The sequence below is a fragment of the Streptomyces sp. NBC_01717 genome (genome assembly GCF_036248255.1).
In the GTDB taxonomy this organism is placed as follows: Bacteria; Actinomycetota; Actinomycetes; order Streptomycetales; family Streptomycetaceae; genus Streptomyces.
The window spans coordinates 6,373,834-6,397,101 of sequence record NZ_CP109178.1; the positions used below are offsets into that span (position 1 = coordinate 6,373,834).

The following is a 23,268-nucleotide window of genomic DNA, read 5'->3' on the forward strand; positions in this document are numbered from 1 at the left end:
CTCGGAGCCGCCGGGCCGCCGCGCACATCAGACGCTCGGCAGGGTCGAGGCGGAGTTCTTGCTACCGAACGCGCGGGCAAGCATGCCCTTGACGAGGGACCCGGCTGCCGCGATGCCACCCGCGGCTACGGACTCCCAGAACGACGCGTGGAACATGTCGGCGGGGCCGGCCGCGATGGCGACGCCAGCCGCGGCGACGACGAACGTTGCGGAGACGCGCTCGGCGAGGTCCCTCGCGTATGTCTTGCCGGTCTTGAGGACGGTCTCCGGGGTGGGGAGGACGTAGTTGGACATGGTCACTGCTCCTTGGTGTTGATGTTCACGTCGATGACGGCGGACTCGATGGCGGCCTCGACCGCGGTGACGATGGTTGCGGTGTCGGCGCCCTTGCCGACCTGCCCGGCGAGGGCAGTGATCGCGGCGCTCATGGCGGCGACCCGCTTGTCCATGGACCGGACGCGGGCCTGCGTGTCCCGCAGGATGGATAGCGCCTGCCAGTTGGGATTGGTCTTGATGTCGGTCGCATCGGACGGCGCAGCGATGGCGTCGGTCTTCCACACCGCGTTGAAGATGTCCAGCTTGGTGAGGCCTGCCATGGGGTCGTCCTCCTCGGACTTGGGTCGCGGGGCGCCGTTCTGCACCCACGCGTACAGCGGGCCGCCGGGGCACGCGGTGGCGTACCCGTCGCGGTGGCCCTTGATTTCGGCTCCGGCGCCGTGGGCGCGGAGTAGCTCGATGCCGTCTCGGATCGCGCCGAGCATGGCGTCAGTCGGCTCGGTGAGGCCGGATGATCCGACGAGGCCGACGATCGCGTAATGCGCCACGTTCAACGCCTGGTTGCCGTTCGCGCCGGTCCGCTTACCGAGGCCTCGACCCTCCAGCAGGTAGCCGTGGGGGCAGGCCGCGTAGTTGTATGCGACGTCGCTGTAGTTCTCGGTCCTGTTCGCGAGGTGGCTTGCCCTGATCGCCTTCCACTGGCTGATGCACGCCTGGTGGTCGGTGAGGAGCTTGGTGGATACCGGCGCCCCCTCGTAATGGACCTTGACGCCCTTGGCGGTGGCCTGCGTCGGGGCGGCCGAGGCGGGCCATCCGAGCTGCGCCCTCGTGACGAGTTTCAACGTGCTGTCCTTTCAGAGGAGACGTGCGTATCGAGGGGCGATGGCGACAGCGCCGCCCGTGCCGTACTTACCGCCGGTCGTGGCACCGGTCGTGCGGCGTACCTGGATCTGCAACTTGAGCCCGGTGAGGGTCCGGTACGGGGTGAGGTCGATGACCTGCGCTGCGAATTGGTAGCTGAAGGTGGCGGCGATGGTCCCGGACATGACGACGTCGGCGCCGTTGAGCAGCACCTGCCAGGCCCCGCCGGTGTTCGTCGCGCCGACGAAATCCCCGATGAACACGAGGCCCAGCGATAGCGACCCGGTGCGCGGGGAGAGGACGGTCTCCCACGTCGTGATGAACGCGGTGTCGTCCTCGTACGGCATCGCATGCAACGAGGTCGGATACACGGGGAGTTCGTCCCGCTCCCACCCGGTGCGGCGCAGCTGCGCCACCTGGTCCTCCAGCACTGCGAGGCGCTCCAGGAAGCTGCGCGAGGTGACCTGTTGGGCCATGTCACACCCCCACACAGGTGAGGCGGACACGCTCCGGGCCAGCCGCCGCGGTGTTCTCAATGCCGATGATCCGCAGGACCCCGGATCGGCCGGCCGGGCAGATCGGCTCCGGGTCGATGATGAACAGGGCCTCGTCGCCGACGCTGTAGGACCCGAATGCGGGGTCGGTGTCGGCACTGACCTCGAATGTCGGCTGTACCTGCGCCTGCTCGCGGGCGGTGAGCTCGGAGTTCGCGAGGCCGGTGAGCTGCGCCTGATCGACGACTGCGTCATAGCTTGTGACGGCCTCCAGCAGGGGCCAGCCCGAGGCGAGCCGGTCCGTGTCCTGGACCACCGCCGACAGCTTTGCCTCGCCGGTTCCGGCGCCGAGGCTCGAGACCTCGGTTGCGGAGGCGGTGCCGTCCTCGGGCCAGTCGTACGACAGGATCGAGGCGCCCTGCCCGCCCTTGACGAACACCAACCCGGACTCATCGGCGGTGCGACCGCGTCTCGGGTACCAGGTGCGGGCCCGGCGGTAGCGCTTCGGAGGGTTGTTGTTGGTGGTGGCGGTCCACCCGACGTCGATGCCGAAATCGAACCCGTCGTCAGCCGCGGCGAGTTCGCTGATCGCCTTGTAGATCTCCGGCCGCTCGAACCCGTAGTACGTGGCCTGCCTGGTGATGCCGTGCGCGGGAGCCGTCAACGCATCCACGTTGATGCCGGGGTTCCCTCCCGGCTGCACGTGGGCGTACGTCATCAGCGACCACATGATGTATTTCTGGTCGGCGTACAGCACCTGCCCGGCCGGGACCAGCGCCGGGTTAAGGACGGCACTGGAGTCTGTGCTGAGCGTGGTCTTGACGTACCGGTGTTGGTAGTAGGACATGAACTCGGCAGCCTGGATCTCCTTCGCGTACTTACCGCTCGGCTGCCGGGTCCAGATGATGCCCGCCCACACGATGACGCCGTCGCGGTCCACGTACAGGGCGGTGCGGCCCGGCTGTGATGCGGTCTCCGGGTCGAGCGGTGCCGTCTCGTCGGTGTACGGGATCGTTGCCCGTAGCGTGCCGATGCCGTTGAGCTCGGTGGAGTACGAGACATCGGCAAGCGGCAGCTCGGCGAGGACGGTGTCCGTCATGAGGTCGCAGAACAGGTACGTATACGTGTGATCCGGCGTCACCGGGGCCGAGGCCGCGAGCAGCGACGCGAACGCCATCTCCGTCATCGTCAGGCCAGGGGGTACGAGACACCGGCGAGGGAGAACCAGGTCGTCTCCACATCACCGGCTGTCGCGGCGATCAGGGTGACGGCACCGGCGGTGTCGAAATCCACCTTGACGGTGTGGACGACGCTGTTGGAGTTCGCGACGCTCGTGATCGCGGTGGCATTCCGGGCGACGCTGACGGACCGGACGGCGTACGGGATGTACGGGCCCGGCAGGGTTCCGGCGAGGATGTTCGCGGTCTGCGCTCCAGCGACGCGGGTCGCGCCGCCGTCCCACTCCATGTACGGAGTGCCGTCGCGGAACACCTTGCGGTATCGGATCGGCCCATTGCGGTTGCCCGGAGATCCGGCGGTGGTGCCGCCCGTGGTGTAGCCGGTTCCCACAGAGGGCGTGATCCACGGAATGTTCTGGTCCGGGGTGATGGTGTTGGTGGAGCCGTCCAGCCTGCCGTACCTGAACACGTCCAGGTCGGTGAGGTACATGGCCTGTCCCGGATGAGGCCTGTTCGGGGCCGACGCCGAGGGGACCGGGAGGATTCCGCCGGCAGCCACAGAGAACTGCCGGATATCGGTGATGTTCGCCGCGGCGACGGACGTCTGTGACGGGGCAATCGCGAGGTCGGCGAGGATCTGCGCGTTCGGCGGGAGGGAGGGGCGTACGGCGGCGCCTGCCGACGCGGCGTAGGTTCCCTGGATGACCTCCAGCCGCCATTCGCTCGCGGACCCTGCGGTCTCCGCGTCATAGACGGACGCGATCACACAGTCCTTTCGGAACTGGCCTGCGCCGCCTGCGGGCTGGACGTTGAGGATGACGTCGCCGTCGTTCGCGCAGACGTAGGTGCCCTGTCCTCCTGCGTCGTGGTTGTCGATGAACGCGTAACCGCCGGACACGATCACGGTCATGTTCGGCGTGGGTGCGGCGCGCACCTTCAGCTGCTGGTTGAGATACGACGGCTTGACGCCCTGCCGGATCCGCATCGGGGTCGCCTCGTCGACCAGGAAACCGGGGTACCCGAGGAGCGAGGCGATGACGAGCCGGTCCGTGCGGGCCGGGTAGCTACCGGCCTGCATCCACGCCGGGGGGTTGATCAGTGCCATGGGTGGACTTCCTTCCTTACAGGCTCGTGTCGCGCCATGTGACAGTGAGCTGGGATGTTTGGCCGGGGGCACCCGGCAGGGCGGTGCCGCGGTAGGCGATCTCGTTCTCGCCAGGCATGAGGAGTGGCCACAGGGATCCGGCGCGGACCCATGTGCGGCGGGGGCTGCTGCCCATGAGGAGCACCGCGCGGGTGCGGGTGTCGATGATGAGGAATTCACCGGCCTGGAGCGTGCCGTCGAGGGTGATACCGCCGCCTGTGGTGACCTGCTCGATGCTGGGATTGGCGACGGGCCCGTCGAGGCGCAGCACGGGGTACGCGGGGGATGCGCCAAGGTTGATGGCGGTGAGGCGCCCGCTCGTTCCGGCGTCGCCGTAGACGCGGTTGATGCCCGCGATGCGGCGGGACGTCGAGGCGTGGGGCGTGCTGTCCCAGATGCATCCCATCTGGTCGCCGTCCACGTACGGCTGACTGGTGGTGCCAGTGCTGGCCATGACCCCATCGAGGTGCATCGTCGTCGCGCCGGTGGTGGTGAGGCGCACTCCGATGTGGGTGACGATCTGTGCAGCGGCCACGGTGTAGTTGCCCTCGATGCGCGTCCATGTCGCGGCGGGTGGGGTGGTCGCGGCGACCGAGGAGAGCAGCGTCGTGCCGTTGAAGAACATCAGGTTGACCGCACTGACCCCGGTCAGTGACGGCAGGTAGACGTACGCCGAGGCGCGGACTGCGGTGCCGGCCGCGTAGCTGGTGCCGAGGGTGTACCGGGCGCCGCCCGTTCCGGAGGCGGTCCACGTGACGAGGTTGGTGTCCACGCCGAACCGGGCGCCGAAACCGGGGGTGGCCTGCGCAAAGGTGGCTGCAGTGCCCGCCGAGGAGTACGCGGCGATGTTGGATACGTCGAGCTCGGCGGACGGGTTGAGCACGGAGTTGATGAGCTCGGTCACCCCGGCATACGACAGCGGGTACGTGCGGCCGGCGGCCGGGGAGTACGCGGTCGTTGAGGCGATGCGCTCGTCGAGGGAGTACAGGTACGGGTCGGCGCAGTACAGCTCCAGCGCCGCGGTGCCGGTCGACCACAGGTTCTCGGCGTCGTACGGGATCGAGCGCTGCCGCACCTTGCCGTACACCAATGTGTCTTGGTCGAGGAACTGGAGCGGGGCCGACTGTCGCTGTGGCTGCGTCGCCGCCCGCAACGCGAGGGTGAGATCGCGGAGTTCGTCCGGGGAGTCGGCGCGCAGGCCGAGGCCGAGCTGAATGACGCGGGCCCCGGTGGTGTCGGGGCCGGTGTAGTCGCCGTGTTGGTCGGGGCGGTTGATGTCCTCGGCGCGGATGTCGGGCATGTCGTCGAGGCCGTTCACGGCGGTGACGTGGTACCGGGAGCCGGGCCCGAACTGGAGGTCGCCCCACTGGATTCGGCCGATGCGCTGCTGCGCCATGTCATCGCCCCTTTCGTCCGATGAGGCCCTGCCAGGAAAGGGCGCGCAGGATGCCGTCCGGGGTGGCCTCGGACTGGTAGAGGTTGAAGGTGTTGTTCGTCGTCGGGGCCCCGGCGGTGCCTGCGTAGGCGGTGGTGAGCTGGCCGGGTGCGGGGATGCTCGGCGTCACCGTCGCTACGGCGGATGCCGCGCCGGCCGCAGCGTTCGCCACGGACGCGGCAGACCTGGTGACGGCTGCGCGCATGTCCTCGAATCCGAGCGGCATGCCCTGCATGAACAGCTGGCCGATCTGCCGGGCCTTACGGCTCGGAGAGTGCATGTCGAGCGCCTTACGGATGGCCTTGAGCATGGCCTCGGCGATCTTCTTCATTTGCTTCTCGATCGAGCCCTGCTGCTTCTTCAGCCCATCCACCAGGCCTTGCGCAGCCTTGACGCCGGAGTCGTACAGGGCGCCGGCCACGCTGTTGCCGGTGGACGTGGCTGCCTTGGCGAGCTGCGCCTGAAGATCATTGATCCTCTTCAGCTCGGTCGGAGTTGCGCGGGCCAGTGCCTGCGCCGTGGCTGCGCCACCGTCGACACCCGCCGCGGCAATGTCGCCGAGGAGGTCGGACCGGAGCCCGGCCTTTTTCAGCTTGGCGAGGTTGTCGCCGAATGCCTTGGCCTTGGCGACGGCCTGTTGCAGCCCGACCGTGATAGCGGCGACCGAGTTGACGATGCTGTTGCCGGAGGTGATGTTCGCGTCGCCGAGGATGCCGTCACGGAAGTCCGCGGCAGCCTTGGTGCGGGCCTTGACCGCGTCGTCGAGCTTCTTCTGTGCGTCCTTCAGCTTGGCTGCCACAGTGTCGCGCTGCTTGGCCAGGGACAGCAGCCTCTTGTTGTCCTTCTCCACCCGCGAGAGCAGCGACCCGAGACCGCTTTTCTTCTTGCGGTTACCGGAGTTGATGCTGATCGCGCGCTCGATCAGGTTGGTGACGCTGCCCAGCTTCGACTTGAGCGCGGCCGTCGATGCGTCGATGCCGTCGACGAGGCTCTTGATGATCAGCTTGCCCGCCGGGGTCAGCAGCGTGGCATCCCGCTTCTTCGGGCCCTTCCACTTCGGGATCATGTCCGTCAGCCCAGCCAGCACACTCGTCACGGACGGGATCGCCGAGCGGATACCAGACACGAACCCGGCGACCAGCGCGGCGCCGGCCGTGGCGAGCAGGCGGCTGAGGTCGCCGAGCGCGGCCCGTGCCTTGCCGGGTAGTTCGGCCACGCGGCGGACGGCCTCGCCGATCTTGGTCTGGATCGCGGCGACCATGTCGAGCCCTGCTCGTGTGACCTGCTCGCGCAGCTTTCCGCCGAGCGGGGCGAGGGCGTCCCTGGCTTTACCGGGCAGGTCCCGGAAGTTCTTGATCGTGCTGGCGACCATGTTCACCGCGGCCTGCTTCGCGATGTCGAGGGCGCCGCTGAAGTCGCCGGAGAGCAGGGCGGCGATGATCTGGAGGGCGGGGATCACAATGTTCGTGATCGCACCGGCGAGGCCGGTTGCGAGAGCGGCGGCCAGACCGCCGATGACCTCGATCAGGCCGGGCAGGTACGGGGCGATCTCCTCAAGCAGCTTGGTGCTGAAGTCGGCGAAAGCCACGATCAGCGGGGACAGAGCAACGAGGAGCTCACCGCACGCCTCGCCCACCTGCACCAGCGACGGGCCCATCTCGACGAGGAGGTCGCCGAGGAACCCGATCCAGTAGACGAGCTGGTCAGCAATCAGGGCGGCGAGTGGCTCGATGATGCCCGGCAGCGCGGCCAGCACGGGGTTGAGGGTGTCTTGCAGGGTGTCGGCGACGGTCTGCACGACGGGGGCCAGGGCCTTGAAGATGCGGGCGCAGGCATCGAGTAGCGGCGTCAGTACGGGCAGCAGCCCGGCGACCAGTTCCCCGATGACGGGGAGCAGCGGGGCCGCGGACGTAACCAGTTCCCCGATCGCCTTGGCTGCGGATTTCAGGACAGGCCCGAGGGCCTCCATGATTGGGGACAGCCCGTCGCCGAAAGCAGATACGAGCGTGTCGATGGCCGGGGCGAGGGCCGTCAGGATCGGCCCGCCGAGCTCGGCCATCTGGCCGAGCAGGGATCCTAGCGGGGGCAACAGCTTCCCGAAGATGCTGAGGAGCCCGCCGAGCCCTTGGGCGGCACCGTCCGCGCCGCCCGCGATGCCCTCGAAGAATCCGGCCAGCCCGGTGCCGATGTCGCCGAGTCCCTTGCCGAGCGCGTCAATCACGGGTCCGGCAGCCTTCAGTCCCGTGATCAGCCCCGGCATCGCGTTCTTGGCCAGGGCGCCGAACCCGGCGACGAGCGGCTTAAGGAGCGGGCCCGTCGCGGTGAACGCCTCTTTGAGGGCGGGCCCGAGTTCCCTGACGATGCCGGACACCTGCTTGGCGATGTCCTTGAAAACGGGGATCAAAGGGGCGGCGGCGTCGGCGAGCGTCGACTTGATCGACTTGCCCATGTCGGCGAACGCTGCCTTGACCTGCTTGTTTTCCTTCAGCGCCACCGCGCCGAGCCCGGCGAACGCCAGAGGCAGCGCGGCCAGCGCGGCACCCGCACCAACGGAAGACGCGGCGATTCCAGCGATGGCCAGACTCGCCGTGCCGGCGCCCGATGCGGCGGCCGGGCCGAGGCCGTTGAGTGCCCCGGACAGCTCGCCGACATCGTGGGTGCTGCGCTCGGTATCGACGTCGACGTCCACGTCGATTTCGGGTGGCACTGCGGTTGCGGCAGCTCGGAGCTGCTCCAGCTGGCGCATCGCCCCGGCGGTGGCGGCCCGGACGTTGATGTTCGGGTGCGTATGTGAGAGCCGGTCGAGGTGAGGCTCCAGCCGGTCGAGCTGGCGTAGCGCGTCCTCGATGCTGATGTCGACGCCGATGCGCTGCGAGGCGAGCTGGTCGAGTTCCCCGCGGACGCGTGCAAGGTCGCGGTCGAGGTCGCTGCTGTTCGCATCGATCTGGACGTCAGGGATGTTGTTGACGGCGTCGCGGACCTCGCGTTGGATGCCGGCGCCGAGGGCCGCGCCGACGGCGGACCCTTGGCGTGCGGCATCCGCGGCGATGCCGCTGGTGTTCGCAAGGTTGACCTGCAAGTGCGAGACGAGGTTCGGCAGGTTGATGTCATCGGCCACTGCGGGTCACCTCCTACTGCATGGCGGCCATCGCGAGGAGCGACGGTCCGGACTGGTTTGGGGCCTGGCTGCCGCCGGAGTTGTGGGCGGCCTGGTGCTGGTCGGCGAGCGTGACCAACTGCACCTGCGTCATGTCCCAGAACTGGCCGGGTGGAATGTGGAGGGCACCGACAGCGAGGTAGTAGAACTCGGCCCAGGGGTAGGCAGCGACAGCCCCGGCGTCACCGTCTCGACGGTCGGGGCCGGTCCGTTTCCCCGGTGCTCCAGCGCCTTGCCAAGGGCGGACGAGAACGCGGCGACGTAGGCGTCGAGGCGGCCGGGGTCGAGGAGGTCGGCGAGGTCGGCGCCGTCGGTGCGGCGGCGGAACACGATGTCGGAAACGGTGCGCTTGCCCTTGGCGTCGACATGCTCGCGCAGGTGCGGTTCGAATCCGCCGGGGCCGACGATGGCGGCGCCGAGGATCTGATGGAGGGGCCCGAACGCGGCTCCGCCGCCGGTGCTGTCGATGGCTTCCTGTACGGCCCCGATGGATCCGAACCGGGCCTCCAGCAGGGCGAGGGCGCGGAAGGAGTAGCGCAAAGGCACTTCGGTGCCGTCGGTGAGGGTGATGGTGCCGCCCTCGGCGAGCAGGTCAAGTCCAGTGGTCATGCGGGGCTCCAGAGTGAGTGCCGGGTTTCGGCCTGCGGGGAGAGGGTCCGGGCGGGCGGCGGCGTAGACAGTGGTCCGCGCCCGCCCGGAGATCGGGGGTCAGACGATCGCTGCGGCGGTCTCGTTGAGCGCGATGCTGATCCACTTCTTGTTGGACAGCAGCGGGTCCGCGTCCGCGGTGAACGAGGCGATCCGGTAGTCCTCCTCGGCGAACCCGAGGTCGGGGAACGCGGACAGCGTGAGCTTGTGCAGGCTGACGTGCATGTCGCCGCCCACGATGTCGACACCGTTCGGAGGGGTAACCCCTTCGAGCTTGAACGGGGGCATCGTCGCCGTGTCGCCGGTCAGGTCCCATACGGACTTCTGCGCCGGGGTGGTGCCGGTGTCGGTGACGGTGCCGCCGAGGATCGCGGTGAGCACGTCGAGGGACAGCTTGGCGTGGGTGATGGCCACCTGAATGTTCGTGACCGCGCTGTTCGTGGCCAGCTTGGTGTTGTCACCGCGCAGGGTCTTGACCTCGATCTCACCGGAGATCTCGAACGACTTGATGCCCGGCACGTCGATTACGGGCCCGTACGTCGGGGTGCCCGCCGCCGGGTCGGCAGTGAGCGGGCTGATCTTGGCGTCCTGGATTCCGTAGACGCGGGTGAATCGCTGGAGCGGCATGGTGGGTTCCTTCCTGGTGCCGGGGTTCGGCCCGGACGGGGCTACTGGATGGGCGGGGGCTGTTCCGGGTCCGGCGGGGGAGGTACCTCCAGCACCGAGCCCGGCACCAGTGCGGCCAGCTCCTCCGTGACGGGGCCTGCGGCCTGCGGAGGGACGACTCCGTCGATCAGCCACCACATGACGCCGGGCCGGCCGGGAGAGGTGGAGATGATGACGGCGCCGTCGGTCGCCGCGGCGGCCGGGTCGATGCGCAGGAGCGGGGCGTCGGGGCGGGCGGGCCAGTAGTCGGGGCCGAGGCCTGCGATCACGTCGTCGCGGGGGAGGTCGAGGATGGTGGCGGTCATGCGGGTGTCACCTCCGAGGCGAGCAGCTCGCGGTGGATCTCGACGGTGATCGAGGTGCGGACGCGGTTGTCCTTGATCGGGAAGCGGTCCATGTCTGTGACCTTCACCGCGGTGACCTTGGCCGGGTGGGCAGGCAGCGCGTGCCCGTGCAAGGCGTGGGCGATGGCCTCGGCCAGTCCGTACCGCTCGGCGTTGCGCGCAGTCGTTGCACTGGTCTTGATGCGGGCGGTCTGCACCAGGTCGACCGAGGCCTTTTCGATGATGGTGATCGATGCGTCCGGGTCGCCGAAATCCCCGTTGGCGGTGTCGAGGCCGGTGCTGAGCGCGTCGGTGACGACGACGAACGGCGGTGTCTGTCCCTCGCGGGGCCCGTCACGGAACACCGGGACGCCGAACGCCAAGGATTCGAGGCGGGCCTTGATTGCCCCTGCGGTCGTGGCAGCCATCAGCGACGCCCCCGCCCGGCACGTACCTGCGACAGGTTCGCGCGAAAGAAGATCTCAGCCATCTCGACCGCCGGCCGAATGAACGGCCGGGCAGGCATGGCGGGGTGGTGGACCTTGGCCACGGGGTGCCGGGCGCCGGGCCAGTACAACGCTTTCTTGTTCTTGGGGAAGATGTCGTATTCGTCGGTGCCGTACTCGATTGCAGCCGCGTACTTGACGTTGGTGCCGACCACGTAGCCGACGGTGCGCCCGCTGTTCTCTGCGCGGGACACGATCGAGGAGCGGAGGCGCCCTGTGTCGACGGGGGCCCTGCGTCGGGCCTCGTTCTGCACGTCGATGCGGGTGCGGTCCACGGCGCGTTTGACGTCGTCGGACATGCCGCCGAGCGCGCGCCGGAGGCCCCGCTCGTACTGGCGGGTGTTGATGCGGGTGGTGGCCGAGGTGCCGATCCTCATCACACACCGCCGATCAGTGAGTGACCGCGGTTGAGGTAGCCGACGAGGAGGGCGTCCACCTGCGTCGATCCGGTAGACGCCGACGCGGAGACGGGCGTCGTCTCCTCGGCGTCGTCCTCGATGCGGACGTTGTTGCCCTCGTCGTCCACGTCGAGGCCCGGATCCTGTGCGGCGTCGGCATCGGACGGGGCAGCCTGCGCCTGAATGTGCGCGGCGAGGAGAGCGCACGCCTGCGCCACCAGCGGCGGCACCTCGGCATACCCGAACTCCCCGGCGACGCGGGCCTGTTCCAGTCCCCACCGCTCGAACAGTCCGCGGTAGCCGCCGTTGTACGACTCGGCCCCGGCGATCAGGTCGTCGTATCCGCCCCACCGCAGGAGAACGGCGTCCACGCTGCCGAGCACGTCAGACGACGTGACCCGGTACGCAGACGACGGGAGCGACGGGGCGTCGTCGGCGGCGACGACGGGCGTCACAGAGGTGACCGTGCGGACGCGGCGCGGGAGGAGACAGGTCCCGTCCGGCGCCACGTCCGCCACCACCACCATGGTCATCGGCTCGAACTGCTGCTGCGTGTACGAGGTGATCCGCTCCGTGGCAGCGCCGATCCACGCGGCCACCTCGGCGTCAGTGCCGGTGCAGCCCGCGTCTCGGGCCTGGTCCACGGAGCAGTACGCCATGGGTCAGCCCTCGTCGCTCTCGGCGGCGTCGAGCTCGCGCTTGACGCCCTCGGTGACGAGGCCCCCCTTGGCGACGATCTGCCGGGCGTGCCCGCCGGGGTGCGTGTGCACGACCGGGCCGACGACCGTGCTGTGTCCGTCGCCGTCGAGGGCGCGGAAAGCGTCCTCGGGCGCGGTCTGTCCGACGTCCCACCCGGTGCCGGCCGCGTACTCCTGCGTGCGGACCGTGGCCGCGGGAGCCTCGGTGTCCTTGCGTGCTGCCATGTCAGCTACCTCCGATGACGCCACGCGTGCGGAGCGCGGCCAGCAGGTTGTTGTAGGCGGTGGTGACGGCCGCCAGATCGGCGAACGTCGCGCCCTGGTTGTTGATGACGGGCAGCGATGTCCCGTTCAGGAGGGCCGGCGCGTTGCCGATCACGCGGATCGTCTGCGTCTCTTGGCCCTCGATGCGGGCGCCGCCCTTGGTGACGGTCGCCTGGATCGGTACGCCGGCCATTACGGCAGCGCCGCAAACGTGATCTTGACGAACGCCTGCGGGGTGTGGACCGCTACGTTCGCCCGCCGCTCGGCGAGGATGACCAGCGTGTTCGCGGTGAAGTAGTCCGCGTGGCTGTCGGTCATGAGGATCGTGATGCCCTGCCGCTCCCACAGGGTCGCGCCGGTGCGGTAGCCGCCGAGGAGCGCGGTGCCCGCGGTCATGGCCACGCTGGTCACGACGGTGAGGCCCCAAATACGCATGGGCGCACCGGAGTCGGTGACAGTCGTGATGACGCGGAACTGCCCGTTCGCGTCGGTGTCCAACTCGATGTCCTGCCAATCGAGCGGGTTCATCACGATGGCGTCCGGCGGGTACATCGCCAACTCGCCCTGCGTCTTGGCCTTGCGGACGGTGATCAGCTTGGCGTCGGTGTTGCCCGAGGCGGGCTGGTACGCGCCGATCCCGGCAGTCGTGAGGATGCCCTGCATCTCAGTCGACCCGTTGCCGGTGAGGATCTCGCGGTCGAGCTTGTAGTCGAGGCCGTAGGTGAGACGGCCGTTGATGTAGCCGACCAGCTGCGAGTTGTCGTCCGCGGCCTGCCTCGTGATCGGCACCCAATGGGCAACCGTCTTGAGGGTGGTGGTGATCAGGTCGAACGTGAACGGCCCGGTCTTGGGCTTGTCCGCACCTTCGGCGACGACGGCCGCCTTGTTCCATGTGGCCTGCGGACCCGACGTGTCCCGCATGTACTCCAGCGTGGTCCCGTCCGACGTCTGCCGGTCCAGAAGGTTCGCCACCAGGAGGGGGAAGTCCGGGTTGTTCGGGATGATCCCCGGAACGCGGGTGTTCTGCTGCGGCTGCGTGCCCGTGGTGACAGTGCCGGCCGGGGCGACGCGGTGATCGACTCCGAACTGTCCGCGCTTGCCGTTCGCGCGGAACGTCTCCAGCGCCTTGGACCGGACGAACGCCTCGGCAACGCTCACCGGGTGCTGCTGGCCCTGGTCGTCGGGCTGCATGCCCGGCTGCTGCCGGGCGTCGGGCTGCGGGTCACCGGCCGGCAGTGATGCCGAACGCAGCGACCGGAGGCGGGCGTCGCGCTGGTTTGCCTGCTCGATCTTCGCGGCGATGTCGTCGGCGCGCTGGAGTAGTTCGTCGACGTCGCCGTCGTACGAGTCATCGGCGAGGAGCCGGGCGACCTCGTCGCGCTGCTCCAGCAGCGTCGGGGCGCCGCCCTTGATGGGGTAGACCGGGCGTCCGCCGACGATGCCGACGGCGCGGACTCCGGTCCGGGGGTGACGCGGGAGCGAGTTGGTGTTCATCGCGGCGTCCTTCCGGTTCCGTGGACGGCTCGCAGCCGCCCAGATGTCTGGGGGTCTGCGGTCCGTCTTTCACGGCCGGTGGATCGCGCCCGGCGTGCACTGGTCTTTTACGTCCGGTCAGTGCCCCGGATCATGCGGCGAGGGTAGATCGAAACGGCGTGTCCACGTCGAGGAGGTGTGTCTGTGCCGGGCGGCGACGGGCGTCTACCTGCGTCGTCAGACCAGCCGGAGCCGTGCTGCCCGGCGGCGCCGCTCGTTCATCCGCCTGTCGTCGGCCGCCTGCTCCTCCTCGGCGGTGTGGGCCTGCTCGTCGAGGGTGGGGGCGTCTACCTGCTCGTACAGATCACCGAGGGCGGACCGTACGGTCTTGAGCTTGGAGCCGGGGACGGCGGCCATGCGGGCAGTGATCTGGGAGACCTCGACGAGGCGGGCGCCCTTGATGTTCGCGATGGTGGCCTCGCGGTCGTCGTCGCTCATCTCGGCGAGCTTGGACCACTCCGGCAGGTCGGTCCGGACGAACCCGACGGACAGTTCCGACGCGGACCCGGAACGCGCCATGGTCCGGGCGTCGCGTCCGGCCGCGGTGTCGTCGTACCGGCCCGAGATATACAGGCCGTCGTCGCGCTCCTCGGCGGAGAACGTACCGACGGGCTGATACGGGGAGTGCATGAACAACAGGGCGTACTGACCCTTGAGGCCCTTGCGGAATGCCTTGGGGTGGAACGTGGTGCCGTACGAATCGACGACGCCGTACCGGCAGGCGAGGCCCTCGAACGTGCCGTCAGCCCCGTCGTCGAGGCGCCAATCGATGTCCTCCAGGGACCTGAATTCCAGCTCGCTCATCGCTGCTCACCCTTCTTAAGTGCGTGCTCGGCGTAGACCTCGGCCACACCGTCCATGACCCCACGGTGCGAGGGGGACAGGCGCGGGGCGTACCGGTAGACGGCGCGGTGCCGGTTGTCTCGGCCGTCGTATTCGTAGACGACGGCCCCGCCGCCGAACGTCATGTGACGTGGCAACTCGCCGTCCGCGTCCGGCCGTACGACGATGTCGGCCTTGCCATCGAACGGGCCCCGGCGCACCTCGGCGAACGGCACACCCGTCGGGCAATAGGCGCCCTCGTACTGGCTGGTGCCAGCAGGCTGGAGGATCACGGGGACCTCGCCCCGCAGCAGAGTGGCCATGATCAGGACTCCTCGAACTCGAACGTGAGGGCGCATCGGCATTGGATGCTCTGGTTGGCAGGAGCTACCGGGTCGGCAGGCCACCGGGACTCGGTGAGCGTGAACCGCTTGTTCATCGGGACCGTGCTGCCCTGCGCCGCCCGGTGCGTGCGCCGGGTGCGCTTGTCATCGGTCGACAGCCACGTCTTGCGGACCGCGCCCGCGTCGAGCGCGGCCATGTGCGACGCGGCCGAGTAGCCGCCCACCGTCTCCGTGCGGGCGATCATCGTTGCCCGGTAGTCACCGAGGTTGGTGAACACCTGCTGGATACGGGCCCGCAGCTCGGGCACGCTCTCACCCTCGGCCACGCCGTGCGCGAGCAGCTGGCTGCGGAGCACCTGCTCCGTGGTCGCCGTCACCTGCCCGGCAAGTTCGTCAATGCGGTCGGCGAGGGCGCCGGCCACGTCCGGCTCGTCGAGGTCGAACGATGCGGTGATGCTGGCCCCGCCGCGGCGCCATGCCCGCTCGACGAACGGGCGCAGCGCGTCGGCCGTGCGGCGCCGCCAGTACCGAGGGTCGAAGATCTCGCGGGCCTTGATGCGCTCCTCCCACCCGTCCGGGCCGGTGGCGATATCCATGTCGGTGGCGCGGGCGGCCGGCACGACGTCGAGGTCGGGCGGGGCGAGGGTGAGGGCCTGCTCGCGGGCGAGGGCGCACGCCTCGGTGCGGACCTCGCCAAGCCACGCGGCCGAGCGCTCCGGCTTTTTCATCAGCCGGTCAAAGTCCCGCAGCACTCGCGTGGCCTGCTCGCGCGCCAAGGCTCGGACGGCGCTGCGCCCGGCCGCCTCCAAGTCGTCGTATGCGGTGTTGATGTCGTCGAGCGACGGAGGCGACGGGGCGTCGTCGGCGCGGGTGAGCTCCAGACGACGGGGCGTCGCAGGGGCGTCGACCTGCGCCGATGCGCCGACGAGCAGGCGGGCAAGCGCGGACTCGACGGCCCGCTCGACGACGGGCGCGATATCAGGCGACGACGGGGGCAGACGGGACCAATCGGCGTCCCATGACCGGGCCTCATCACCGGACGGCACACCTTGCACCGGGGCGAACTGCGCGCGGTACGGGGTGAGCGTGTTCTGCCCCATCCCGTTGGGCAGCGGATCGTAGCCGAGGACGGCGCGCGCCTCGTCGACCATGGTGATGTCGGCGTACATCGCAGCGCGGGCGCGGTTCGCCTTGGAGTCCTGCTGCTCCTGCAACGCCTCGACGCCGGAGAGGTCGAACTCGGCCTCCTCGGCATCGGAGGGCAGGAGAACGCGGTCGATCTCCGAGCCGATGATCTCCAGCTTCGGTTTGATCGTCTGCGACCACAGGGCGGCGACCGCGGCCGTCTGGTTCTCGTACGTGCTGCCACCGGTGAGGACGTCCTTGCGGACGCCGAACGCCATCATCACCTCCTCTGCGTTCGCGACGCGGGACTCCAGGTAATCCATCTCCTCGGCGGTCAGCCCAACGCGGGCGTACGAGACGGGAGTACCGCCACCGGGCGGCGACGAGACGAGTAGGTTCTTGCCCGCGTTCGACGGGCCCGTCATGCTGCTGCGCCACGCAGCCTTGGCGGCGTTGAACTGCGTCTCTTCCATCTGGCCGAGGTAGACGACGCCCGTCGGCGACGCCCCGTTCTTGTAGCTGGAGCGCTGCCACTCACGGGCGTACGCGTCCATGTCCACCGCGTGCCGCGCAGCTTTCCAGGGGGCGAGACAGCCGAGCGGCTCGAACGGGTGCGGGTACCGCAGCCACAGCATCTCTTCCGGCAGGACAGGGACCTGTACGCCGTCGAGGCGCCGGATCATGAAACCGATGATGTCCGCCGTGGTGGGACGCTGCGCGAGTGGCTTGGACACGATCACGTCGACCGGGTCGAACACGATGTGCGCCTCGGCGACCGGGCCGAGCCCGGTCTCTCCGCGGTCCAGCCATACGAACGACTGCCCAGCGAGCTCGCCCTGTTGGAGGATCAGCGACTTGAAGACGCGGGCGGACATGAGGCTGTTGGGCCGCTTGTTGAACAGGTGGCTGATCGGGTGGCCCTCGATCTCCGACCCGTCCGGCCGGCGCACCGCGAGCGGCACACTGCTCCCGTTGTCGGCGATCGCAGCCACGCACCGGTACGCCACCGCACTGTTCGCGTAGCCGCGGGCCTCGGCGTCGAGGTCGAGGGTGAGGGACTGCTGCCCGCCGATCGAGGCCACGGTGATCGGGCGCCGGTCCCGGAGAGCGTCCATGCCGATGGCGCGCCGGCCGAATGCGACGTTGAGTGCGTCCTTGATACGTCCCATGTGGCGTCCTCCTATGCGACCGCGGCGAGGTTGCCCGCGGGCGCGAGCATCAGTTCAGTGAGGGCCCACACCATCGCGTCGAGCCGGTCCGGGGAGTCGTCACCCGGTACCCACGTGGTGAGCTGCTCCTCCAGCTCGGGCAGCGACGTCACGACGTGCGCGGCAAGCTGATCGAAGATCGCGGCGACGGGCTCGGCGCGGGTGGCCTTGCCTCGGGTCGCGGTAACGGTCTTGTAGTTCACCGTCTGGTCGATCTGCCGGAGCGTCGTCCCGATCCAGTCGCCACCGTTGTTCACCTCGGCCACCACCACGTTCGCTTTCCACGCGTGGTACGCCTGCGCCGCCTTGCGCATGCACTCCTCGGGCGACATGCGCCCGGACAGGTCATCGAGGATGTACCCATGGCGTCGAGCGAACCCGTTGCGGTCGGGGATGTAGGCCTGGCCGATCCCGGCGACGATGATGCCCATCTCGTCCGACTCGTCGCCGCCCTTAGCCGCGGGGTCGATCGCGACGACGATGCGGACCATGGGCGGGGCCGCTCCGACACGGGTGGAGTCGAGGCGGGTGCGGGACCAGAGGGCGCCCTCGATGTCCTCCAGGAGCAGCCCGTCGAGCTCCTGCTTTTCCATGCGGGTGCCGGCGTACTTCTGGATCAGTTTGTCGCGCTGCTCCTGCGGGAGGTGGTGCGCGTCGCGGGTCCGGCCGCGGGTGACGGTGACGTCTGCTCGGCGGGTGAGCTCGATCAGCTCGGTGCGTGGCTTGGGTGTCGTCGAGGCGATGTAGTGCGGGTTCGGGCCGATGCGGAGACCCATCTCCGAGTGCGTGATCGCGGCACCGAGGCGGCGCATCGCTGCGGCCTCTTCCATCCATACGAGGCACCGGTTACCACCAGCGCGGAGGCGCTCGACGTCGTCGGGGGAGTGGGCGCCGAACAGCTTGGCCTCGGCCCCGTTCGGCCACCGGGCGTAGGTGCCGCCGCTAGTGGTGCGCAGCACGACGCGGGGGTCATGGCCCTTCAACCCGGACGGGCCGTTGACACAGGCCTCGACGGCGTCGCCCTGTGTCGGGGCAACAATGGCCATGCGGTGCCCGCCCTTCAACCGGGGGTCGCAGGCGGGGCCGTTGACGTGCTCGACCATGTACCGGGCGCACCCGTCGGTCTTGCCGGTGCCGCGCCCTCCGAGCTGGAGCCACCACCCGAGCGTCTCGATCTGCTGCGGGGCCACCTGCCACGGGTACGGGGTCCACTTGTCCCACCGCTTTTGCCACAGCTTCGCGCGGAGCTTCTCCTCCAGGAGGGCAAGCTCCTCGTCTGTCGCGCCGGAGAGACGGCTCCGCAGGTCGGTTACGGTCACGGCCCGGCCAGCTCCTCGGCCAGGGCCTCGATGGCGGCGACACGCTCATCGGTGAGGGTGAGGTCCCGCTTGACGGGGGCATCGAGGCCGAGGAGCCGGGCGCGGCGCTCCTGAATGCGGAGCAGGCGGTCGATGGCTTGGAGGACGGGCCCGTCGTCGGGGAGCGGCGTCCCGTCGTCGAGGGACACGACGCGGCCGTTGGACACGGTGACGTGCTCGCGCTCCAGTACCTCCATGGCGGCGGCGTACATGCCGTCGAGGCGGTCCAGTTCGAGGGCGCGCAGGTCGTCACCGGCCTCGCGGACGGTCTCGTCGAGGACCCGCTTGACGGCGTTGTACGCGTCGGCCTTGTGGTTGAACCCGAGCTTGGCGGCGATGCGCGGGTACGTCCAGCCGTTCGAGCGGAGGCGGGCTGCCTCGGCGTCGCGCTGCGCCGTGGTGAGGCTGCGCACGAACTGGCCGTCGCCGCCGTGGGGCCGTGCCTTGGGGTCGTCCATGTTCGTACCTCCTCCTGCTCGGGAGGGTACGGATTTCGGACGCGGCTCGATCTTGAGGTCTGTCTGTGCCAGGCATAGGGAGGCCCCACCCGGCGATGACCGGATGGGGCCTTGGGTCCAAGCAACTGCGGGTGTAGTCCGGTGCTCCGGCTGCAGAATGTGCCAATGCGGATGACTGAGACGTACGCGGCAACGATCGCGGCAGTTGTGCCAGTGATTTGGTTGGTGGGGGTGGTGGAAGTTCATCAGATCGCGAAGCTCGCGGTGTCGGGCGCCCGCCAAATTGAGGATGCTGCAAGGGCTGGTGAGCAGATCCTGAAGGAGGCTGGAGACCGACCTTCCTTCGAAGTGGTGGCCAGAGCGTCCCATCAGATGACAGCTCAAATAGACAAGGGAAGCGAGGAGTTGAGGGCCTTTCCGCCACTGCCGTTGGCGTACTTCTGGACGGCCTTTGTCAGCATATTGCTAGCTGCTGAGGCGTTGTCGTTGTACTGGCTGGGCGTTAGCGGTGGCCCGCATCCCGGTTGGGCGTGGTTCTGCTTTCTGTCCACTGTGGTTGGCTTCGGGGCCATCACGGCGGTCCCTGCCGCATTTGCGTACAGGCAGATGACACGATCCGTACGGTTGGGCAGGCAGCGGTACACGGCGGTCCAGACCGCCATGCGGCGGCGACTGGATGAGATCAGCACCGAGCAGGGGGCGTAAAGCGTGAGTGAGGCCCCACCCGGCGCTGATCGGGTGGGGCCTCGGAGTCCGCAGCGCCGCAGCCAGCAGCATGAATAGGGACGATGGCTACGGTACGGGCCGACGCAGACAGGTGGGTCGGGTCAGTGGCTGTGTGCGGGGTAGTGCCCGCCGCACTGCGGGCAGTACGGGAGTTCCTGCTGATCGAACCGGAGCAGGGCGAGGAGGGCGCGGATCATGCGCTTTCCACCTCCTCCCGGTACGGGTGGACGGTGACCTGTGCCCCGCTCGCGGAGTGCACGACGCGGAGGGTAGTTGGGTAGTTGTCGCTGCTCACAGGGGCGGGGGAGGGGTTGGGATCCTCGGCCGGGGGAGGGGTTGTGTGTACGTCCCATACGGCGGTGAGGTCGTCGATGTGGACACCGGTGGATACAGCGCCGCCCACCTTCAGGGAGTCGCGGACGGGGATCCCGAGGCGCTCGACAACGCCCCGGAGGGTGGCCGCGTCCCACTCCTTATGCATGCCGGACTGGTGCAGCCCGTCGAGGAGTTCGGCGATCAGCACGCCGTTGCGGTCGCCGATCCGCCCGTAGATCCACTGGACGAACGCGGCCTCGGCCTGCTCCTCCCGCTCGATGCGGCGGCCGGTGCGCCATGCGGCGATGCACCACACGGTGAGGAGTGCCCACAGGGTGCCGCGGGCTGCGAGGACGATTCCGCCGGCCACCCAACAGCCGACGAGCAGGGCGACGAGACGGGCGGCACGCTCCTTGTTGGGGACGTCGTCCCAGAACGCGCGGCCTGCGCGGCGGGCGTTCGCGGTCGTGCCGCGGCCGAGGCGGGTGACGATCGGGGCGAGGTTCACTGCACCACCCCGGCGTACCAACTGCCGGCCACGTTCACCGCGGAGGCGAGGGGGACGGCGGCGGTGCCTGCCACACCGCTGGACAGGCCGAGGAGGATCCCGGCGAGGATCCCGGCAAGGGACTGGAGCCGGGGCAGGCGCCTCGACCACAGGTAGTTGCCGATGACGACGGCCGTCCAGATCGCGTAGACGGCGTAGCCGCCTGCGGTGAGGACGACGGGCGCAGCGCGGGTGACGTCGGGGCTGGAGCCGCCGACGCCGTAGACGAGGTACAGGGTGCCGATGCCGTCGCCGCCCCACAGGCCGAAACGGGTGACGAGGCCGAGGAGACTGATCGGCCCGGCGGCGAGGACGGCGAGGATGCCGTAGGCGAGGGCCACGGTGAACGGGATGAGCTGCTTCCAATCGCGGCTGCCGCCGTCGTCGCCCTTCTTCCCACCTCCCCCGCCGCCCTTCTTCCACCAGCGCTGAACGACGAGTACGACGATGATCGTGCCGAGGGTGATGCCGCCGAGGCTGACGGCAGTTGTGCCCAGATTCATGGGGTCCTCAATGGAGGATGGCCAGCCCGAGGGCGGCGAGGGTGAGGATGAGGGCGCACGTGCCGCTCACAGGCGGGACGGTGCGAACGTCGACCACGGCGAGGCCGAGGAGACCGACGAGGGCCGCGAGCACAAAGAACACGGCGAACACGGCCGGGCCTACGGGTTCTGCCCGGCGGCGAGCGGGAGCGTGGCCGGAAGGTTCTTCAGGCTCGGCTCGCGCTGCTCGATCTCGGCTCGGATGATGCCGCGGATGGTGGAGTCGCCGACGCGGCCATGTCCGGCGACGATCAGGGCGTCTCGCATGGCGGCAGTGCCGGGCCGCGTCCCTCCGTCGTACAGCGGGCGGACGGCTGCGCACCTCGGGTCGCGGTAGACGATCGGCGCGGGCTGCTGCGCCGCGGCGGGCGGGAGCTGCGGGGCCGGCGCCTGCGCGGGCATCGGAGGCAGCACCGGCGCGGGCTCCTCGACGCGCTCGACGACGGGGGCGTCAGGCTGCGCATCGACGCTGGTCGACGGGGCGACGACGGGCGCCGACAGGGCCCGATAGATCTGCCGCATCAACGCAGTAAAGATCAGCAGCGCCGCGCACGGAGGCACCGCGTGCACGACCTGCGTCATCCTGTCGACCTCACCAGCAGAGGCCACGTTGAGGACGATCGAGCCGATCGAGCCCGAGGCGGTGAGGAACACGGCGAGCCAGTCGACGCGGCGCAGCAGCGACGCGCGGAGGATGAGTACCTCGCCGATGATGATGAACGCGTCGATCGTGGCGGGCCATGCCCATGCGCGTTCGCCCTGGAGGCCGTTGTCGGAGGCGAGGGTGTGCAGGGCCTCGTACGACAGCCAGAACGTGACGGCGGTGAGGCCGATGGTGAGGACGGCGGCGAGGACTGCAAGGCGCAGGATGGTGTCACTGCGGGTGGGGTTGTGCGTAGGCTGGCGCGTAGCCATGGAGGTCACTCTCCGGTGGTCAGAGCCCCGTTTCGGTGTTAGCGCACCTGCGGGGCTCGTTCAGTTGTAGGGCGTCGTCGGGCGTCGTCGGCCCGTCGTGACGCGACCAAGGGGTACCCCCTGGCATTCCAGAGGGTACCCCTTGGGCGGGCGTCTGTGCAGCCCTACGCTCCGGGCGGGAGGTAGCTGCTGTGGCTGACGAGGTGGAACGGGTACGTGAGGCGCTGCGCGCGCTGGAGGCGATCCCCGATGCGGTAGACCGGGCCGCGGCCTGCTCCGAGCTGCTCCGCGAGTGGCCCGAGCTGCACCGGGTGTTGGCCGATGTGCGTCAGCAGGCGGTCATCACTGCCAAGTCGCAGGGGCATACGTACCGGGCGATCGGCGAGCGGATCGGGACGACGGGGGAGACGGCCGGCCAGATCGCCGCGGGGAAGAACAGGGCGTCGTCGGCGTAGCTCGACGTGCGTCGTCGGCCCGTCGGGGCGAGGCTGGCCTCATGGCTGGTTCCCTGCCGATCGTGATCTCCCCGCCGTCGCCGACGGGTGGCCGGCGGGTGCGTGTCGACGGGGAGATCCTCGGCCTTGCGCACGGCCTGCGGGACGTTGTGGAGTTCCTGCGGCGGGCGGGGATGGACGACATCGACGAGGACGACGTGATCCTGTCGAGTCTGATCGAGTGGCGCGGGGGCGGGCCCGACGTGTGGTCCGCCCCCACATAGATCACGAGGTGGTTCGGGCGTGAATGTCTTCGACCAGCAACTGGTTGGAGACTTGAGAGAACCGGTTCCACGCTTGCACCATGTCCGTGCGGGCTTGCGTGAGTTCGGTCGTTACCTCCGCCAGCCTGGGGCCGCCCCCGGACTGGCTTTGGTGAGCAAATAACTGTTGATGATCCCACACTGTCTGAGACCTGTTTTGCAGCTCGCAGGCCTTGGACCATGCCTCGTCCGGGCCGAATAGACGGGTCCCTTGGCACGCGATAGCAAGGAGGGCCCAGGCTTCGAGGGACCGCTGATTCAACTCGTCTAGGGGCTGTTGCTCCTCGACGGCCTTATGGTGTGCCGCGAAAGTCCTCACCATTTCGCCGTAGGCGCGCAACACCTCTCCATAGGATGCCCGCCGCTCTCCTCGAACCCAATGCACATGTTCGTTGCGGCTCTGCTGCTCCACCTGATGCGCAATGGCGTCGGCCGATGCCTTGGCGCCTGCGATGACTCCTTGCTTGGCGAAGTACCCGCCGATCACGGCCCCGGCGAGCCCGGCCGCCCCCGCTATGACCGCCGACCATCCTGCATCCATCGGTTCCCCCCTGCTGCTCCTACCTAATT

Annotated in this window: 30 protein-coding genes; 3 read left to right on the forward strand and 27 right to left on the reverse strand. The window is 69.1% G+C overall.

Going from position 1 to position 23,268, the window contains the following annotated elements:
• Positions 1 to 27: 27 nt before the first annotated feature.
• The 22 genes from OHB49_RS28750 to OHB49_RS28850 all read right to left on the reverse strand — a co-directional run bounded on the left by OHB49_RS28750 (position 28) and on the right by OHB49_RS28850 (position 18,896).
• A complete protein-coding gene (locus OHB49_RS28750) occupies positions 28 to 294 on the reverse strand; it encodes a hypothetical protein (protein ID WP_329163914.1) in 267 nt (88 codons plus the stop codon).
• A 2-nt stretch (positions 295 to 296) separates the two neighbouring features.
• On the reverse strand, positions 297 to 1,118 hold the full coding sequence (locus OHB49_RS28755) for a peptidoglycan recognition protein family protein (protein WP_329163915.1): 822 nt from the start codon (positions 1,116 to 1,118) through the stop codon (positions 297 to 299).
• Positions 1,119 to 1,130: 12 nt separating this feature from the next.
• Complete coding sequence (locus OHB49_RS28760) at positions 1,131 to 1,613, reverse strand: hypothetical protein (RefSeq protein ID WP_329163916.1); 483 nt, start codon at positions 1,611 to 1,613, stop codon at positions 1,131 to 1,133.
• 1 nt (position 1,614) lies between these two features.
• Complete coding sequence (locus OHB49_RS28765; RefSeq protein ID WP_329163917.1) at positions 1,615 to 2,808, reverse strand: hypothetical protein; 1,194 nt, start codon at positions 2,806 to 2,808, stop codon at positions 1,615 to 1,617.
• 11 nt (positions 2,809 to 2,819) lie between these two features.
• The gene (locus OHB49_RS28770; protein WP_329163918.1) at positions 2,820 to 3,914 is read right to left on the reverse strand and encodes a hypothetical protein; all 1,095 of its coding nucleotides are present in this window, start codon (positions 3,912 to 3,914) and stop codon (positions 2,820 to 2,822) included.
• A 16-nt stretch (positions 3,915 to 3,930) separates the two neighbouring features.
• Positions 3,931 to 5,349 carry a phage distal tail protein gene (locus OHB49_RS28775; protein ID WP_329163919.1) on the reverse strand — a complete coding sequence of 473 codons (1,419 nt, stop codon included), beginning with the start codon at positions 5,347 to 5,349 and terminating at the stop codon, positions 3,931 to 3,933.
• Position 5,350: 1 nt separating this feature from the next.
• Positions 5,351 to 8,506, reverse strand: coding sequence for a phage tail protein (locus tag OHB49_RS28780; RefSeq protein WP_329163920.1), 3,156 nt, complete (start codon positions 8,504 to 8,506; stop codon positions 5,351 to 5,353).
• A gap of 13 nt (positions 8,507 to 8,519) precedes the next feature.
• Positions 8,520 to 8,663, reverse strand: coding sequence for a hypothetical protein (locus tag OHB49_RS45870; protein WP_383919733.1), 144 nt, complete (start codon positions 8,661 to 8,663; stop codon positions 8,520 to 8,522).
• Positions 8,636 to 9,154: a hypothetical protein gene (locus tag OHB49_RS28785; RefSeq protein ID WP_329163921.1), complete on the reverse strand. Its 519-nt coding sequence runs from the start codon at positions 9,152 to 9,154 to the stop codon at positions 8,636 to 8,638. Before OHB49_RS28785 ends, OHB49_RS45870 begins: the two co-directional genes overlap by 28 nt.
• Before the next feature lie 99 nt (positions 9,155 to 9,253).
• Complete coding sequence (locus tag OHB49_RS28790) at positions 9,254 to 9,820, reverse strand: phage tail protein (RefSeq protein WP_329163922.1); 567 nt, start codon at positions 9,818 to 9,820, stop codon at positions 9,254 to 9,256.
• A 41-nt stretch (positions 9,821 to 9,861) separates the two neighbouring features.
• On the reverse strand, positions 9,862 to 10,164 hold the full coding sequence (locus tag OHB49_RS28795; RefSeq protein ID WP_329163923.1) for a hypothetical protein: 303 nt from the start codon (positions 10,162 to 10,164) through the stop codon (positions 9,862 to 9,864).
• A complete protein-coding gene (locus OHB49_RS28800; RefSeq protein WP_329163924.1) occupies positions 10,161 to 10,610 on the reverse strand; it encodes a hypothetical protein in 450 nt (149 codons plus the stop codon). Before OHB49_RS28800 ends, OHB49_RS28795 begins: the two co-directional genes overlap by 4 nt.
• A complete protein-coding gene (locus tag OHB49_RS28805) occupies positions 10,610 to 11,065 on the reverse strand; it encodes an HK97 gp10 family phage protein (protein ID WP_329163925.1) in 456 nt (151 codons plus the stop codon). The genes OHB49_RS28800 and OHB49_RS28805 overlap by 1 nt, the downstream gene beginning before the upstream one ends.
• Positions 11,065 to 11,745 (reverse strand): hypothetical protein, encoded by a 681-nt coding sequence (locus OHB49_RS28810; protein ID WP_329163926.1) that lies wholly within the window; start codon positions 11,743 to 11,745, stop codon positions 11,065 to 11,067. The genes OHB49_RS28805 and OHB49_RS28810 overlap by 1 nt, the downstream gene beginning before the upstream one ends.
• 3 nt (positions 11,746 to 11,748) lie before the next feature.
• Positions 11,749 to 12,009 carry a hypothetical protein gene (locus tag OHB49_RS28815; RefSeq protein ID WP_329163927.1) on the reverse strand — a complete coding sequence of 87 codons (261 nt, stop codon included), beginning with the start codon at positions 12,007 to 12,009 and terminating at the stop codon, positions 11,749 to 11,751.
• Position 12,010: 1 nt separating this feature from the next.
• Positions 12,011 to 12,241, reverse strand: a complete 231-nt coding sequence (locus OHB49_RS28820; RefSeq protein ID WP_329163928.1) for a hypothetical protein — start codon at positions 12,239 to 12,241, stop codon at positions 12,011 to 12,013.
• Positions 12,241 to 13,542 (reverse strand): phage major capsid protein, encoded by a 1,302-nt coding sequence (locus OHB49_RS28825; RefSeq protein ID WP_329163929.1) that lies wholly within the window; start codon positions 13,540 to 13,542, stop codon positions 12,241 to 12,243. The genes OHB49_RS28820 and OHB49_RS28825 overlap by 1 nt, the downstream gene beginning before the upstream one ends.
• A 216-nt stretch (positions 13,543 to 13,758) precedes the next feature.
• Entirely contained in the window at positions 13,759 to 14,385 is a 627-nt protein-coding gene (locus tag OHB49_RS28830; protein ID WP_329163930.1) for an HK97 family phage prohead protease, read from the reverse strand.
• Entirely contained in the window at positions 14,382 to 14,726 is a 345-nt protein-coding gene (locus OHB49_RS28835; protein ID WP_329163931.1) for a hypothetical protein, read from the reverse strand. The genes OHB49_RS28830 and OHB49_RS28835 overlap by 4 nt, the downstream gene beginning before the upstream one ends.
• 2 nt (positions 14,727 to 14,728) lie before the next feature.
• Positions 14,729 to 17,041: a phage portal protein gene (locus OHB49_RS28840; protein WP_329163932.1), complete on the reverse strand. Its 2,313-nt coding sequence runs from the start codon at positions 17,039 to 17,041 to the stop codon at positions 14,729 to 14,731.
• An 11-nt stretch (positions 17,042 to 17,052) separates the two neighbouring features.
• Positions 17,053 to 18,399, reverse strand: a complete 1,347-nt coding sequence (locus OHB49_RS28845) for a phage terminase large subunit family protein (protein ID WP_329163933.1) — start codon at positions 18,397 to 18,399, stop codon at positions 17,053 to 17,055.
• Complete coding sequence (locus OHB49_RS28850; protein WP_329163934.1) at positions 18,396 to 18,896, reverse strand: hypothetical protein; 501 nt, start codon at positions 18,894 to 18,896, stop codon at positions 18,396 to 18,398. The genes OHB49_RS28845 and OHB49_RS28850 overlap by 4 nt, the downstream gene beginning before the upstream one ends.
• 171 nt (positions 18,897 to 19,067) lie before the next feature.
• On the opposite strand from OHB49_RS28850, the gene OHB49_RS28855 reads away from it, so the two are divergent.
• The gene (locus tag OHB49_RS28855) at positions 19,068 to 19,601 is read left to right on the forward strand and encodes a hypothetical protein (RefSeq protein WP_329163935.1); all 534 of its coding nucleotides are present in this window, start codon (positions 19,068 to 19,070) and stop codon (positions 19,599 to 19,601) included.
• Positions 19,602 to 19,815: 214 nt separating this feature from the next.
• On the opposite strand, the gene OHB49_RS28860 is transcribed toward OHB49_RS28855, so the two are convergent.
• Genes OHB49_RS28860 through OHB49_RS28875 form a run of 4 tightly spaced genes read right to left on the reverse strand, consistent with a single transcriptional unit; the run spans position 19,816 to position 21,941 of the window.
• Positions 19,816 to 20,445 carry a hypothetical protein gene (locus OHB49_RS28860; RefSeq protein WP_329163936.1) on the reverse strand — a complete coding sequence of 210 codons (630 nt, stop codon included), beginning with the start codon at positions 20,443 to 20,445 and terminating at the stop codon, positions 19,816 to 19,818.
• Positions 20,442 to 20,987 (reverse strand): hypothetical protein, encoded by a 546-nt coding sequence (locus tag OHB49_RS28865; protein ID WP_329163937.1) that lies wholly within the window; start codon positions 20,985 to 20,987, stop codon positions 20,442 to 20,444. The genes OHB49_RS28860 and OHB49_RS28865 overlap by 4 nt, the downstream gene beginning before the upstream one ends.
• 7 nt (positions 20,988 to 20,994) lie before the next feature.
• Positions 20,995 to 21,129, reverse strand: a complete 135-nt coding sequence (locus OHB49_RS28870; RefSeq protein WP_327246565.1) for a hypothetical protein — start codon at positions 21,127 to 21,129, stop codon at positions 20,995 to 20,997.
• Positions 21,130 to 21,146: 17 nt separating this feature from the next.
• Positions 21,147 to 21,941 (reverse strand): DUF2637 domain-containing protein, encoded by a 795-nt coding sequence (locus OHB49_RS28875; protein WP_329163938.1) that lies wholly within the window; start codon positions 21,939 to 21,941, stop codon positions 21,147 to 21,149.
• A gap of 191 nt (positions 21,942 to 22,132) precedes the next feature.
• Here OHB49_RS28875 and OHB49_RS28880 point away from each other — a divergent pair, with 191 nt between their 5' ends.
• Entirely contained in the window at positions 22,133 to 22,396 is a 264-nt protein-coding gene (locus OHB49_RS28880) for a hypothetical protein (RefSeq protein WP_329163939.1), read from the forward strand.
• Positions 22,397 to 22,437: 41 nt separating this feature from the next.
• On the forward strand, positions 22,438 to 22,659 hold the full coding sequence (locus tag OHB49_RS28885; RefSeq protein WP_329163940.1) for a hypothetical protein: 222 nt from the start codon (positions 22,438 to 22,440) through the stop codon (positions 22,657 to 22,659).
• 1 nt (position 22,660) lies between these two features.
• On the opposite strand, the gene OHB49_RS28890 is transcribed toward OHB49_RS28885, so the two are convergent.
• Positions 22,661 to 23,239: a hypothetical protein gene (locus OHB49_RS28890; protein ID WP_329163941.1), complete on the reverse strand. Its 579-nt coding sequence runs from the start codon at positions 23,237 to 23,239 to the stop codon at positions 22,661 to 22,663.
• Between the last annotated feature and the right edge of the window lie 29 nt (positions 23,240 to 23,268).